General features: G+C 70.4%; 14 protein-coding genes. 9 read left to right on the top strand and 5 right to left on the bottom strand.

The window, feature by feature from the left end:
- The first annotated feature begins 232 nt into the window (after positions 1-232).
- Positions 233-646 (top strand): SsgA family sporulation/cell division regulator, encoded by a 414-nt coding sequence (locus tag ACFYRY_RS07555; protein WP_389141221.1) that lies wholly within the window; start codon positions 233-235, stop codon positions 644-646.
- A gap of 20 nt (positions 647-666) precedes the next feature.
- On the opposite strand, the gene ACFYRY_RS07550 is transcribed toward ACFYRY_RS07555, so the two are convergent.
- Positions 667-2,082, bottom strand: a complete 1,416-nt coding sequence (locus tag ACFYRY_RS07550; RefSeq protein WP_389141219.1) for an FAD-binding oxidoreductase — start codon at positions 2,080-2,082, stop codon at positions 667-669.
- Positions 2,083-2,174: 92 nt separating this feature from the next.
- Here ACFYRY_RS07550 and ACFYRY_RS07545 point away from each other — a divergent pair, with 92 nt between their 5' ends.
- Positions 2,175-3,692 (top strand): tetratricopeptide repeat protein, encoded by a 1,518-nt coding sequence (locus tag ACFYRY_RS07545; RefSeq protein ID WP_389141217.1) that lies wholly within the window; start codon positions 2,175-2,177, stop codon positions 3,690-3,692.
- On the opposite strand, the gene hppD is transcribed toward ACFYRY_RS07545, so the two are convergent.
- Positions 3,637-4,782, bottom strand: a complete 1,146-nt coding sequence (hppD, locus tag ACFYRY_RS07540; RefSeq protein WP_389141215.1) for a 4-hydroxyphenylpyruvate dioxygenase — start codon at positions 4,780-4,782, stop codon at positions 3,637-3,639. The two genes, ACFYRY_RS07545 and hppD, sit on opposite strands and share 56 nt — an antisense overlap.
- A gap of 125 nt (positions 4,783-4,907) precedes the next feature.
- On the opposite strand from hppD, the gene ACFYRY_RS07535 reads away from it, so the two are divergent.
- The 7 genes from ACFYRY_RS07535 (at position 4,908) to ACFYRY_RS07505 (ending at position 9,955) form a co-directional block, all read left to right on the top strand.
- Positions 4,908-5,387 carry an Lrp/AsnC family transcriptional regulator gene (locus ACFYRY_RS07535; RefSeq protein WP_389141213.1) on the top strand — a complete coding sequence of 160 codons (480 nt, stop codon included), beginning with the start codon at positions 4,908-4,910 and terminating at the stop codon, positions 5,385-5,387.
- 16 nt (positions 5,388-5,403) lie between these two features.
- Positions 5,404-6,051 (top strand): ABC transporter permease, encoded by a 648-nt coding sequence (locus ACFYRY_RS07530; protein ID WP_389143627.1) that lies wholly within the window; start codon positions 5,404-5,406, stop codon positions 6,049-6,051.
- Positions 6,044-7,282, top strand: coding sequence for a betaine/proline/choline family ABC transporter ATP-binding protein (locus ACFYRY_RS07525; protein WP_389141211.1), 1,239 nt, complete (start codon positions 6,044-6,046; stop codon positions 7,280-7,282). Before ACFYRY_RS07530 ends, ACFYRY_RS07525 begins: the two co-directional genes overlap by 8 nt.
- 14 nt (positions 7,283-7,296) lie before the next feature.
- Positions 7,297-8,115 carry an ABC transporter permease gene (locus ACFYRY_RS07520; RefSeq protein WP_389143624.1) on the top strand — a complete coding sequence of 273 codons (819 nt, stop codon included), beginning with the start codon at positions 7,297-7,299 and terminating at the stop codon, positions 8,113-8,115.
- On the top strand, positions 8,112-9,077 hold the full coding sequence (locus tag ACFYRY_RS07515; protein WP_389141209.1) for a glycine betaine ABC transporter substrate-binding protein: 966 nt from the start codon (positions 8,112-8,114) through the stop codon (positions 9,075-9,077). The genes ACFYRY_RS07520 and ACFYRY_RS07515 overlap by 4 nt, the downstream gene beginning before the upstream one ends.
- Positions 9,078-9,159: 82 nt before the next feature.
- The gene (locus ACFYRY_RS07510; RefSeq protein ID WP_389141207.1) at positions 9,160-9,744 is read left to right on the top strand and encodes an ArsR/SmtB family transcription factor; all 585 of its coding nucleotides are present in this window, start codon (positions 9,160-9,162) and stop codon (positions 9,742-9,744) included.
- 13 nt (positions 9,745-9,757) lie between these two features.
- On the top strand, positions 9,758-9,955 hold the full coding sequence (locus ACFYRY_RS07505; RefSeq protein ID WP_389141205.1) for a hypothetical protein: 198 nt from the start codon (positions 9,758-9,760) through the stop codon (positions 9,953-9,955).
- Here the strand turns inward: ACFYRY_RS07505 and ACFYRY_RS07500 are convergent.
- The 3 genes from ACFYRY_RS07500 to ACFYRY_RS07490 all read right to left on the bottom strand — a co-directional run bounded on the left by ACFYRY_RS07500 (position 9,945) and on the right by ACFYRY_RS07490 (position 13,709).
- Positions 9,945-10,736, bottom strand: a complete 792-nt coding sequence (locus tag ACFYRY_RS07500) for a S16 family serine protease (protein ID WP_389141203.1) — start codon at positions 10,734-10,736, stop codon at positions 9,945-9,947. The genes ACFYRY_RS07505 and ACFYRY_RS07500 overlap by 11 nt on opposite strands.
- A gap of 64 nt (positions 10,737-10,800) precedes the next feature.
- Positions 10,801-11,442 (bottom strand): IclR family transcriptional regulator, encoded by a 642-nt coding sequence (locus ACFYRY_RS07495; RefSeq protein WP_389141201.1) that lies wholly within the window; start codon positions 11,440-11,442, stop codon positions 10,801-10,803.
- A gap of 476 nt (positions 11,443-11,918) precedes the next feature.
- Complete coding sequence (locus ACFYRY_RS07490) at positions 11,919-13,709, bottom strand: DEAD/DEAH box helicase (RefSeq protein ID WP_389141199.1); 1,791 nt, start codon at positions 13,707-13,709, stop codon at positions 11,919-11,921.
- Positions 13,710-13,828: the final 119 nt, after the last annotated feature.

Raw genomic sequence — 13,828 nt, 5'->3', positions numbered from 1 at the left:
CGTCCCGTATCTGCTCGGGGGTCAAATGGGGGCCTCCACATCTATCAGACCGGCGCAACCCCCACCGCCAGTCCCGCCGGACCCACCCCCTTTCGGGCAATGCCGTGCACCGGCTTCACAGATCCGGAAAAAAATCCTCCGAACCCGCGTAATGCTCACCGCTCCCGCGCCTCTCCACTCCTGCCGGCCCACCGCGGGCCCCGCGAGCGAACGCGAGAGAGGAAACCCCGCCATGCAATACACCGTTGTCGAGCGCGAGTTGGAGCTCAGACTCATTCTCTCCCGGGAGCACGACATCCCGGTCCAGGCCCGGCTCGGGTACCGATCCGACGACCCGTACGCCGTCCACATCAGTTTCCACATCACCTCCGAGCACCCGGTGAACTGGACGTTCTCCCGCGATCTCCTGGTGGAGGGGGTGTTCCGGCCGAGCGGGCACGGGGACGTGCGGGTGTGGCCGGCGAAGGTGGACGGCCGCACCGTCGTCCTGATGGCGCTGAGTTCACCTGAAGGTGATGCCCTCCTCCAGGCCCCGGCCGCCCAGATGTCGGCCTGGCTGGAGCGGACACTGCGGGTGGTGCCGCCGGGGACCGAGGGCGAGCAGTTGGGGATCGACGGCGAGCTCGACCAGTTGCTCGCCCAGTGACCGTGGCGGGGGCGCGAGATTCAGAACAGCTTGCCCGGGTTGAGGATGCCCAGCGGATCGAAGACCTGTTTGATCTGCCGTTGCATCTCCACGCCGACCGGGCCGATCTCGCGTGCCAGCCACTCCTTCTTCAGGACGCCCACGCCGTGTTCGCCGGTGATCGTGCCGCCGAGTTCCAGGCCGAGGGCCATGATCTCGTCGAAGGACTCGCGGGCGCGCCGGGACTCCTCGGGGTCCTGGGCGTCGAAGCAGACCGTGGGGTGGGTGTTGCCGTCGCCGGCGTGCGCGACGACCCCGATGGTCAGCTGGTACTTCTCGGCGATCCGCTCGGTCCCTTCGAGCATCTCGCCGAGCCTCGACCGGGGCACGCACACGTCGTCGATCATCGTGGTGCCCTTGACCGCTTCGAGCGCGGTGAGCGACAACCGCCGCGCCTGGAGGAGCAGTTCGGACTCGGCCAGGTCGTCGGCCGGGACGACCTGGGTGGCGCCGGCCGCCTCGCACAGCGCGCCGAGGGCGGCGAGGTCGGCGGCGGGGTCGGGGGTGTCGAAGGCGGCCAGGAGGAGGGCCTCGGTGCTCTCCGGCAGTCCCATGTGCGCGAGGTCGTTGACGGCCTTCACCGTCGTACGGTCCATCAGTTCGAGGAGGGACGGCACATGGCCGCCCGCCATGATCCGGCAGACGGCGTCGCAGGCGGCGGCCCCGGACGAGAACTCCGCCGCCAGCACCAGTTGCTCGGGGGGTTTCGGCCGCAGCGCCAGGGTGGCCCCGACGACGATGCCGAGCGAGCCCTCCGAGCCGACGAAGAGGCGGGTCAGGTCGTACCCGGCGACGCCCTTGGCGGTGCGGCGGCCGGTGGACATGAGCCGCCCGTCGGCCAGCACCACGTCGAGTCCGAGGACGTACTCCGCGGTCACTCCGTACTTCACACAGCACAGGCCGCCCGAGGCGGTGCCGATGTTGCCGCCGATCGTGCACATCTCCCAGCTGGAGGGATCGGGCGGGTAGTAGAGGCCGTGTTCGCCCACCGCGCGGGAGAGGGTGGCGTTGACGACACCCGGTTCGACGACGGCGACGCGGTCGACCGGGTTGATCTCCAGGATCCGGTCCATCTTCGTCAGGGACAGCACGACGCAGCCGTCGGAGGCGTTGGCCCCGCCCGACAGGCCGGTGCGGGCACCCTGCGGGACGACCGGGACGCTCAGCGCGGTGGCGGTGCGCATGACGTGCTGGACGTGTTCGACCGTGCGCGGCAGGACGACCACGGCGGGGGTGCCGGCCGGACAGAAGCTGGCCATGTCGTTGGCGTAGGAGGCCGTGACGTCCGGATCGGTGAGGACGGCGTCGGCGGGCAGACCGTCCAGCAGACGGTCGAGGAGGTTGCCGGTGCCTGCCGTGTCTTCCTCGCGAGGCGCTTCGATACGGCTCATGATCACAGCTTGGCACCCGGGGCCATCGGTGTGAACCCCATGTGGGGCAGCTGCCGTATGGCGGAGGGAGGTTCTCCTGTTGACGCACAGTGAGCGCCATGGAGAACCACGAGGAGGCTCCTTCGCCGGCGGGCGGGCCGTGGGGCAGGTGGCTGAAGGGCAGGCGGATCAGGGACCGGCGGGTCCTGATCGTCTCCGTCGCCGCCTGCGCCGTCCTCGGCGGGGTGCTGACGCTGCTGCCCCGGGAGGGTGAAGCGCCCCAGGCGCCGGCGCCGGCGGCGCGGGCCCGCGCTGCGGTGGCGGCCGGGGCGCCGGCCGCGCTGCCCGATCTGGCGGTGCTGATCGGCGAGCGCGAGACCCGGGTGCGCGCGGATCCCGGGGACGCGGGGTCGTGGACGGTGCTCGGGGCGGCCTACGTGGAGCAGGGGCGGCGCACCGCGGACCCGGCGTACTACCCGAAGGCCGAGCGGGCCCTGCGCAGGTCGCTGGAGGTGCGCGGGGAACGCGACGCCGGGACGCTCGGCGCTCTGGCGGCGCTGGCGAACGCGCGCCGGGACTTCCGGGCGGCGCTGACCTGGGCCCGGGCCGCGCAGCAGGCCGCACCCGGGCGTTGGACGACGTATCCGCCGCTGATCGACGCCTACACGGGGCTCGGTGATCTCAAGGCGGCCCGGGGGGCGCTGGGCGGGCTGATGAAACTGCGGTCCGGGCCGGGCGTGCTGGCGCGGGCGGCGGGCGTCTACCGGGACGGGGGGCGGCGGGAGGACGCGGCGGCCGCGTTGTCCGACGCGGCGGCGGGAGCTCGGGCGCCGGCCGAGCGGGCGGCGTATCTGGAGGAGGCCGGGCAGCTGGCCTGGGAGCGCGGCGAACCAAGGGTCGCGCTGCGGTACTTCCGGGCGGCGGTCCGCCTCGACCCGGACCAGTCGGCCGCGCAGGCCGGGCAGGGGCGGGTGCTGGCGGCGCTGGGGCGGACGACGGAGGCGCTGAGCGCCTACCGGGCGGCCCTTGCCGATCAGCCGTGCCCGCAGTACGCGCTGGAACTGGGCGAGCTGTACGAGTCGCTGGGGCTCGGGCGGCCCGCCCGGGAGCGGTACGACCTGCTGCGGGCGCGGGTGCGTGCGGCAGCCGCGGCCGGGGTGGACGAGGACCTGGTGCTCGGCCGGTTCGAGGCGGACCACGGTGACGCGAGGTCCGCGGTGCGGCGGCTGCGCGCCGAGTGGGCGCGGCAGCCGGGGGTCGCGGTGGCGGACGCGCTGGGGTGGGCGCTGCACCGGGCCGGGGAGCACCGGGAGGCGTTGCGCTTCGCGACCCTGGCGACGGACGGGGAGCGCGGTGGTGGCTTACGGAGTGCGCTGTACGCCTTTCACCGGGGCATGATCGAGCGGGCACTGGAGCGGTACGGGCCGGCCCGCAGGCACCTTCGGGAGGCGCTGCGGATCAACCCGTACTTCTCGCCGGTCCACGCGCGGGCGGCTCGGGTGGCGCTGGCCGAGCTGGGTGAGCCGTCCCTGGGGGACGTGCCGGTGATGGACGTACCGACGACGGACGGGAAAGGAGTGACTACAGGTTGCCCCTCTTGTCCTGCTCCCGTTCGATCGCCTCGAACAGGGCCTTGAAGTTGCCCTTGCCGAAGCCCATCGAGCCATGGCGTTCGATGATCTCGAAGAACACCGTCGGGCGGTCCTGGACCGGCTTGGTGAAGATCTGCAGCAAGTAGCCGTCCTCGTCGCGGTCGGCGAGGATCTTCAGCTCGCGCAGGGTCTCGACCGGGACGCGGGTCTCGCCGGCCCACTCGCCGAGGGTGTCGTAGTACGAGTCGGGGGTGTCGAGGAACCGCACCCCGGCCGCCCGCATCGTCCGTACGGTCTGGACGATGTCGTTGGTGTTGAGCGCGATGTGCTGGACGCCCGCGCCGCCGTAGAACTCCAGGTACTCGTCGATCTGGGACTTCTTCTTGGCGATGGCGGGCTCGTTGATCGGGAACTTGACCTTGAGGGTGCCGTCCGCGACGACCTTCGACATCAGCGCGCTGTACTCGGTGGCGATGTCGTCGCCCACGAACTCCTTCATGTTCGTGAAGCCCATGACCTTGTTGTAGAAGCCGACCCACTCGTTCATCCGGCCGAGTTCGACGTTGCCGACGCAGTGGTCGACGGCCTGGAAGGTGCGGTGGGCGGGCGGCTCGACGATGGGCTCGGCCCGCTCGTATCCGGGGAGGTAGGGGCCGTCGTAGCCGGTGCGCTCGACCAGCGTGTGGCGGGTCTCGCCGTAGGTGGCGATCGCGGCGAGGACGACCGTGCCGTGCTCGTCCTTGATGTCGTACGGCTCGGCGAGGGAGCGGGCGCCGTGCTCGACGGCGTAGGCGTACGCGGCGCGGGCGTCCGGTACCTCGATGGCGAGGTCGACCACGCCGTCGCCGTGCTCGGCCACGTGCTGGGCGAGGAAGTGGCCCCAGGGGGTGGCGGCCTTGATGACGGAGGTGAACACGAAGCGGGCGGAGCCGTTCTCCAGGACGTAGGAGGCGGTCTCGCGGCTGCCGTTCTCCGGTCCGGAGTAGGCGACCAGCCGCATGCCGAAGGCGGTGGAGTAGTAGTGCGCCGCCTGCTTGGCGTTGCCCACGGCGAAGACGACGGCGTCCATTCCCTTGACCGGGAAGGGGTCGGCCTGCCGGGCGGTGTCGGGAGTGTGCTGTGTGGTCTGCGTCATAGCGCTAGCGTCATCCGTGACGGCAAGGTGCGCAACGGTTCGCATTTTCGCTGGACAACATGACCAGCGATACGGCCGCGTCGACGGTCTTTCTGTACAGGATGACCAGGATCCGGAGGGCTGTCATGGGGATCGACCGGCTGGACGGGCGGATCATCGTGCTGCTGGCGCGGGAGCCGCGGATCGGGGTGCTGGAGATGTCCCGGCGGCTGGGAGTGGCCCGGGGGACGGCGCAGGCGCGGCTCGACCGGCTTCAGTCGAACGGAGTCATCCGCGGGTTCGGTCCCGAGGTGGATCCGGCGGCGCTCGGCTATCCGGTCACCGCGTTCGCGACGCTGCAGATCCGGCAGGGGCAAGGGGCGGACGTCCGGGCACACTTGGCGACCGTTCCGGAGGTGCTGGAGCTGCACACCACCACCGGGAGCGGGGACATGATGTGCCGGCTGGTGGCCCGCTCGAACGCCGATCTCCAGCGGGTCATCGACCGGGTTGTCGGTTTTGATGGCATTGTCCGGGCCTCCACCGCCATCGTCATGGAGAACCCCGTTCCGCTGCGGGTCATCCCCCTGGTGGAGCAGGCGGCTCAGGACACGGAGGGAACCTAGCCGACCTGGGGTGAGCGTGAACTTCTGGGAGTACCTCGGCACCAGCCACCAGCAACTGCTGACGGACGCCTACCAGCACGCCAGTGTCGTCTTCCAGTGCATGGTCGTGGCGACGCTGGTCGGGGTGCTCGTCGGCGTGGCCACCTCCCGCACTCAGTGGGCCGGCAACCTCGCGACCACGACCACCTCGATCATCCTGACCGTTCCGTCGCTCGCCATGATCGGTCTGCTCATCCCCCTGGTGGGCCTGGGTGTGCCGCCCACGGTGATCGCGTTGACGTTGTACGGGCTGCTGCCGATCGTGCGCAACGCGATCGTCGGACTGCGCGGGGTCGACCCCGCGCTGGTGGACGCCGCGAACGGCATCGGGATGTCCCGGCTGACGCGGCTGGTACGGGTCGAGCTGCCGCTGGCCTGGCCGCCGATCCTGACCGGGATCCGGATCTCCACCCAGATGCTGATGGGCATCGCGGCGATCGCGGCGTACGCCTCCGGGCCCGGCCTCGGCAACGTGATCTTCCGGGGTCTCGCGTCCCTGGGCAGCAGGAACGCGCTCAACCAGGTCCTCGCGGGCACCCTCGGGATCATCGTCCTGGCCCTGCTGTTCGACGCCGCGTACGTCCTGATCGGGCGGCTGACCATTCCCCGGGGGATCCGTGGCTGAGACAGCGGCCCTGGGTGCCTCCATCGAGCTGGAGAACCTCACCAAGCGGTATCCGGGCAGTCCGGCCCCGGCCGTCGACAACGTCTCCATGGAGATCAAGGCGGGCGAGATCGTCATCTTCGTCGGCCCGTCGGGATGCGGTAAGTCGACGACACTGAAGATGATCAACAGGTTGATCGAGCCGTCGGGCGGTCGCATCCGGATCGACGGCGAGGACGTGACCGACATGGACCCGGTCAGGCTGCGCCGCAGGGTCGGCTACGCCATCCAGGCCTCGGGTCTCTTCCCGCACATGACCGTCGCCCAGAACATCGCGCTGGTCCCGAGGATGGTCGGCTGGCCGAAGGGGCGGATCAAGAACCGGGTCGAGGAGATGCTCGACCTGGTCGGACTGGATCCCGGCGAGTTCCGCGGCCGCTATCCGCGTCAGCTGTCCGGCGGTCAGCAGCAGCGGGTGGGCGTGGCCCGGGCGCTGGCCGCCGATCCCCCGGTCCTGCTGATGGACGAGCCGTTCGGCGCCGTGGACCCGATCACCCGGGACCACCTCCAGGACGAGCTGATCCGGCTCCAGCACGAGCTGCGCAAGACCATCGTCTTCGTCACCCACGACTTCGACGAGGCGATCAAGCTGGGCGACCGGATCGCCGTACTGCGCGAACACTCGCACATCGCCCAGTTCGACACCCCGGAGGCGATCCTCACCAATCCGGCCGACGACTTCGTGTCCGGTTTCGTGGGCGCGGGGGCGGCGCTGAAGCGTCTCAACCTCACCCGCGTACGGGACGTGGAGGTCACCGACTATCCGACGGTGGCCGTGGACGACCCGCTCCAGGAGATCTTCGCCAAGCTCCGCTCCAGCGGCACGAACGAGATCCTGCTGCTCGACGGGCACGGCCGGCCGTACAAGTGGCTCCGGCGCGGGGACCTCATGCGGGCCAAGGGCTCGCTCGCCCGCGCCGGGACGCTGGTGAGCGACACGGTGGCCCGGGACGCGACCGTGCGGGACGCGCTGGAGGCGGTGCTCACGGACAGCGCGGGGCGGGTCGCGGTCATCGGGCGGCGCGGCGAGTACACGGGCGTGGTGGACGTGGAGACGCTGATGAACTCGGTGCACGAGCTGCTGGAGGCCGACCGGCTGGACGCGATCGCGCACCGGCACGACCTGGCGGAGCTGCGGGCCACCCAGACCCACGCCGAGCAGGAGGGCGACGGAGGGGAGAGGAAGGCGTGAGCGTCCCGGTCGGCGTGACCGCCCGCCCGCCGGAGGACGAGGGCCCGGGAGAGGTCGAGGCGGAGGCCCCGCCGCCACCGCCGGGTCCGTTGAAGCCGCGCGTCACCTGGCAGAAGCTGACGTTCCTGCCCGCGGCGCTGGTGGCGGTACTGCTGGCGACCTGGCTGTGGTTCGAGGAGGCCGACCTCGACCCGCTCACCGTGAACGCGCTGTCGGACGGCCAGGTGACGAAGGCGCTGTGGCAGCAGATCGAACTGACGGCGATCTCGACGTTCTTCGTGCTGATCATCGCGATCCCGCTGGGGATCCTGCTGACCAGGCGGGCGTTCCGCAAGGCGGCCCCGGTGGCGATGGCCTTCGCCAACATGGGTCAGGCGACCCCGGCGATCGGCCTGCTGGCGCTGCTGGTGATCTGGCTCGGCATCGGCATGAGAGCGGCGCTGATCGGCATCATCAGCTATGCCGTTCTCCCGGTCCTGTCGAACACGATCGCGGGCCTGAAGGCCAACGACCCGACGCTGCTGGAGGCGGCGCGCGGCATCGGCATGTCGCCGTGGGGCGTGCTCGGGCGGGTGGAACTCCCGCTGGCCGTCCCGCTGATCCTCGCCGGGGTGCGCACCGCGCTCGTCCTCAACGTCGGTACGGCGACCCTGGCGACCTTCGGCGGAGGCGGCGGCCTCGGTGTGCTGATCACCACCGGCATCACCAGCCAGCGCATGCCGGTGCTGGTGCTCGGCTCGGTCCTCACCGTCTCCCTCGCCCTGCTGGTGGACTGGCTGGCCTCGCTCGCCGAACTGCTGCTGCGTCCGCGCGGTCTGGACGTGGGCACATGAGCACGCGAGGGCGCACCCGTCTCCTCGCGGCCGCGGTGCTGGTCGCCGTCTCCGGCTGCGGTCTCACCAGCGGCTCGCCCATGGTCGACGACGTCTCGCCGGGCACGATCGGGCGGGGCAGGCCGCTGAAGGGCGCCGAACTCACCGTCGTGTCGAAGCAGTTCACCGAGCAGCTGATCCTCGGCGCGATCATGGGCATCGCCTTCGAGGCGGCCGGCGCCAGGGTGCTCGACCGCACCGGCATCCAGGGCTCCGTCGGCACCAGGGCGGCCGTCGAGAACGGCGACGCGGACGCCGCGTACGAGTACACCGGCACCGCCTGGATCACCTACCTGGGCAACAGCGAGCCGATCCCCGATCCACGGCGGCAGTGGCGGGCGGTACGTGACGCGGACGCGAGGAAAGGGCTGACGTGGCTGCCGCCGGCGCCGCTGAACAACACCTACGCGCTGGCGACGAACCAGGCCAACTACAGGAAGTACCGCACGACGACCCTGTCGGACGTCGCGACGTTGTCGAAGTCCGATCCCGGTGCGGTGACGCTGTGCGTGGAGGGCGAGTTCGCCAACCGCGCGGACGGGTTGCCGGGCCTGGAGAAGACGTACGGCATGGACATCCCGGCCCGGAACATCACCCAGATGGACACCGGCATCATCTACACCCAGACCACGAAGGGCGCCTGCACCTACGGCGAGGTGTACACCACGGACGGCCGGATCAGGTCGATGCACCTGGTCGTGACCCAGGACGACCGGAAGTTCTTCCCGAACTACAACGCGGCGCCCATGATCCGCACGGCCACCTTCAAGAAGTGGCCGGCGATCGCGAACGTCCTCGACCCGATCACCAGGAAGCTGGACAACTCGGTGGCGCAGGCGCTGAACGCGAAGGTGGATGTCGAGGGGGAGGATCCGCACGCGGTGGCGTTGGAGTGGTTGAAGGGGGAGGGGTTCGTCAAGTAGGGGCGGGGGGGTGGGGACTTGCCAGAAGGCTGACGCAAAGAGTTCGTTGCAAAGAGAGTTTTGCAACGCTATCTTTGCATGCATGGACGGTCCCCAGGCCCCACAGGTCCGCAGTCTCGATGCCCGCTCCCTCCGGGGACTCGCGCACCCCCTGCGGATGCAGCTCCTTGACGCCCTGCGCTTCGGCGGTCCCGCCACCGCGTCCCAACTCGCCGAGAAACTGGGCGAGTCGAGCGGAGCCACCAGCTACCACCTCCGACAGCTCGCCACCCACGGCTTCGTCGAAGACGCTCCCGACCGAGGCAAGGGCCGGGAGCGGTGGTGGAAGGCGGTCCACCAAGGCCTGCGGTTCGACGAGGCACTGCTCTCGGACGCCGATCCGGCCGTACGCGGGGCGGCCGACATGTACCTGCACCAGATCGCGACCACCCAGACCCAGGACCTCTCGACCTGGCTGGGCAACCGAGCCTCCTGGCCCGCGGAGTGGAACCGAGTCTGGGACATGAGCAGCGCGACGCTACGGCTGACCCCCGAACTCACCCACGAACTCATCGAGAAAATGCATGCGCTGATCGACACCTACCGCGACCGGGCAGCCACCGAGGACGACGCCGACGTGGCCCAGGTACGCCTGCACACGCACGCCTTCCCGATCGTCACTGACTGAGAGGCACGGCCCGATGCATCCCGAAACCCACCTCACCCTGCACCACACCCGCGCCGCCGAACTCCGCGCCCAGGCCGAGGCCCACCGCCTGGCCGCAACCCACGCCAAGCCGGCCCACGACCTCCGTACCCGCCTCGGCTGGACCCTGGTGGAGGTCGGCTTACGACTGGCGACCCCGAAACCGGCCCTCTCCCCCAGCCCTAGCAGCTAGGGACGGAACCCTTCCCGCTCTCCAGAGCCGTCAGTGAGTTCACCGCGCTCTTGAGTGTGGTCACCGGAATCAGGCGGAGCCCCTTCGGCAGTTCGGCCTTCGCGTCGGAGCACTCCGCCTTGGGGACCAGGAACACCGTCGCCCCGTCCCTGCGCGCGGCCTGCGTCTTCAGGGCCACTCCCCCGACCGCGCCGACCTCACCGCCGGCGTCGATCGTGCCCGTACCGGCGATGGTGCGGCCGCCGGTGAGGTCGCCGCCGCTGCCGTCGCCGTTCAGCTTGTCGATGATGCCGAGGGTGAAGAGGAGACCGGCGCTGGGGCCGCCGACGTCGGCGAGCTTCAGGGTGACCTTGACGTTCTTGTCGCCGAGCTTCAGATAGTTCAGGGCGGCCTCGGTCGCCGCGTCCTGGGACTGCTGCATCTCCGCGGTGTTGTGCTTCTCGATCTCCTTGACGCTCTGCCCGCTCGGGTAGACCGCGTCACGCGGCATGACCGCCTGGTCGGTGCGGAACCAGCTGTCGATCACGTCGCCGAGTGAGACCCGGGTGTCCGGATTGGTCGCCTCGATCGTCGTCATGCGCAGCTGCCCGCCGGTCTTCCGGGTGGGCGCGCCGGAGATCGTGATCACCGGGGTGCCCTTGTTCTCGCCGAGCACGTTCGCGGTCAGACCGGGCTGCGTGAGCGAGAACGGCAACGGCGCGAAGACCGCCGTGGCGATCAGGCCCACGACGGGCAGGGCGCAGACGGCGACGGCCCGGGGGCGCGAGAGACGAGAAAGCACGGGATCAATCTAACGCGGGGGTGGAATCCGGCCAGGCGCAGGTGGGCCCCGTGCATCGCGGCCGTCAGCGCAACGCCTCGGCCACTTCCCGGGCCGCGTCCATCACCCGCGGCCCCACCCGCTCCGGTACCGCGTCCGCCAGCATCACGACCCCGACACTGCCCTCGACGCCCGTCACACCGATCAGCGGCGCCGCGGCCCCGCAGGCCCCCGCCTCCAGCTCCCCGTGCGTCAGGGTGTACCCGGGGCCCTCCGACACGTGTTGCCGCGCGGCGAGTATCGCCCGCCCCGCGGCTCCCCGGTCCAGGGGATGCCGGAACCCGGCCCGGTAGGCCACGTGGTAGTCCGTCCACGAGGGTTCGACGACGGCCACGGCCAGGGCGTCCGCCCCGTCCACCAAGGTCAGATGGGCCGTCGCCCCGATGTCCTCGGCCAGTGATCGCAACGCCGGCAGCGCGGCCTCCCGCACCAGCGGGTGCACCTGCCGGCCCAGCCTCAGCACACCGAGGCCCACCCGTGCCCGCCCTCCCAGGTCACGCCGTACGAGAGCGTGCTGCTCCAGCGTGGCGAGCAACCGGTAGACGACGGTCCGGTTCACGCCCAGTTTGTGGGAAAGCTCGGTGACGGTCAGCCCGTGATCCGTGTCGGCGAGCAGCTTGAGGACACGCAGTCCCCGGTCGAGCGTCTGAGAGGTCTCCGCGGTCACGACGCCCACTCCTTAAGTGGTGAGTCGGCGGCTCCCGTCGCGGCAGATGCGTGACCGAGTCCCGTCGGCGACGCGCTGGAGAGGCCGCCGATCGGCCGGCGGCCCGGCCTGTCCGGACCGCGTCGCTTCACGGCTGCGCTCCGCGGCGGCGCTGCCACGGGGCGTGTGCGTAGCGGGACAGTAGCGAAGCCGGTTCGCTGAGCGGAAGGCTCCGTCCAGAATCCGGGCAACAGCCGTAACAACCTTCTCCGTTTTGGGCGGATTTACGGCTGGAGAGACGGGTCTCCAGGGAACGTGTGGACACGCGGGTGGAGAGACGGGCCTCACGGGACCCGTTGACCTACGGGACGAAGACCCACCCAAGGGGCGCGGGGAACTGCGCGACAAGCCCCCACCGGACCCGCACCCAACAACACACAGACGCCCCCTGACACCCCACCGCCCCAGGCACAGCGCCCAGCGCCCAGCGCCCAACGTCACCGCATACGCGTAGCCCACTCCTGCACCTTGGCAATCCGCTGCCGCAACTGTCCCGCCGTGGCCTCGGCACTCGGCGGCCCGCCGCACACGCGCCGCAGCTCGGTGTGGATGACCCCGTGCGGCTTGCCGCTCTGGTGGACGTACGCACCGACCATCGTGTTGAGCTGCTTACGCAGCTCCATCATCTCCTTGTGCGAGACCACCGGCCGCCGCTCGGCGGGCAGTTCGAGCAGGTCGGCCTCGTCGTCCGGCTTCTTGCGGCTGTGCGCGATCTGCCGGGCCTGCCGCTTCTGGAGGAGGAGCTGCACCTGGTCCGGCTCCAGCAGTCCCGGGATCCCGAGGTAGTCCTGCTCCTCTTCGCTGCCCGGGTGGGCCTGCATGCCGAACTCGGCACCGTCGTAGAGGACCCGGTCGAAGACCGCCTCGGACTCCAGCGCCTCGAAGGAGAACTGCTCCTGCTCGCCGGTGTCCTCGTCCTGCTCCTTGTTCGCCTCGTCCATCTCCTTCTCGGACTCGGCGTACGGGTCCTCCTCGCCCTCCTTCTTCGGCTTGTCGAGGGCGTGGTCCCGTTCCACCTCCATCTCGTTGGCGAAGGTGAGGAGGTCGGGGACGGTGGGGAGGAAGACGGAAGCGGTCTCGCCGCGCCGCCGGGACCGTACGAAACGCCCGACCGCCTGGGCGAAGAAGAGGGGCGTCGAGATCGTGGTGGCGTACACACCGACGGCGAGCCGCGGCACGTCGACGCCCTCGGACACCATCCGCACCGCGACCATCCACCGGTCGTCGCTGCCGCTGAAGTCGTCGATCCTGCTGGACGCCCCGGCGTCGTCGGACAGCACCAGGGTCGCCTTGCTGCCCGTGATCTCACGGATGAGCTTGGCGTAGGCCCGGGCGGAGTCCTGGTCCGAGGCGATGACCAGGGCACCCGCGTCCGGAATGGCCTTCCTGACCTCGGTCAGCCGCTGGTCGGCCGCCCGCAGCACGCTCGGCATCCACTCGCCGCGCGGGTCGAGGGCCGTACGCCAGGCCTGGCTGACGGCGTCCTTGGTCATCGGCTCGCCGAGCCGGGCGGCGATCTCGTCGCCGGCCTTGGTGCGCCACCGCATGTTGCCGCTGTAGGACAGGAAGATCACCGGGCGGACGACCCCGTCGGACAGGGCCGACCCGTACCCGTACGTGTAGTCGGCCGCCGACCGCCGAATCCCGTCGTTGCCCTCCTCATAGGTCACGAAGGGAATGGGATTGGTGTCGGACCTGAAGGGCGTACCGGTGAGCGCGAGCCGCCGGGTGGCCGGCTCGAAGGCCTCCAGACACGCCTCACCCCACGACTTGCTGTCACCGGCGTGGTGGATCTCGTCGAGGATGACGAGCGTCTTGCGCTGCTCGACCCGGTTGCGGTGCAGCATGGGCCGTACGCCCACACCCGCGTACGTCACCGCGACACCGTGGTAGTCCTTGCCGAGCGGACCCGCGCTGTACTCCGGGTCGAGCTTGATCCCTATCCGGGCGGCCGCCTCGGCCCACTGCTTCTTCAGGTGCTCGGTCGGCGCGACCACGGTGACCTGCTGCACGACATGGTGGTGCAGCAGCCAGGACGCCAGCGTCAGCGCGAAGGTCGTCTTGCCTGCGCCGGGCGTGGCGACCGCGAGGAAGTCACGTGGCTGCTCCTGGATGTAGTTGTCCATCGCCCCTTGCTGCCAGGCACGCAGCTTGCTGGCCGTGCCCCAGGGCGCGCGGCCGGGGAAGGCGGGCGAAAGGTGATGGGAGGAGGCGGCGGTGGTAGTCACGGTCTCCGGTGGTGGGTCGAGTGCGAGGGACCGCGCGAAGTGCGTCGACTACGGCGACGGCGGACGACGGGCGGACGCCTCGGCGAACTGGTGGAACTGCTCGGCTACGTATGACAACC

This window comes from Streptomyces sp. NPDC005263, assembly GCF_042872365.1.
Taxonomy (GTDB): domain Bacteria; phylum Actinomycetota; class Actinomycetes; order Streptomycetales; family Streptomycetaceae; genus Streptomyces.
This window is presented reverse-complemented; position numbering and strand designations above follow the sequence as displayed.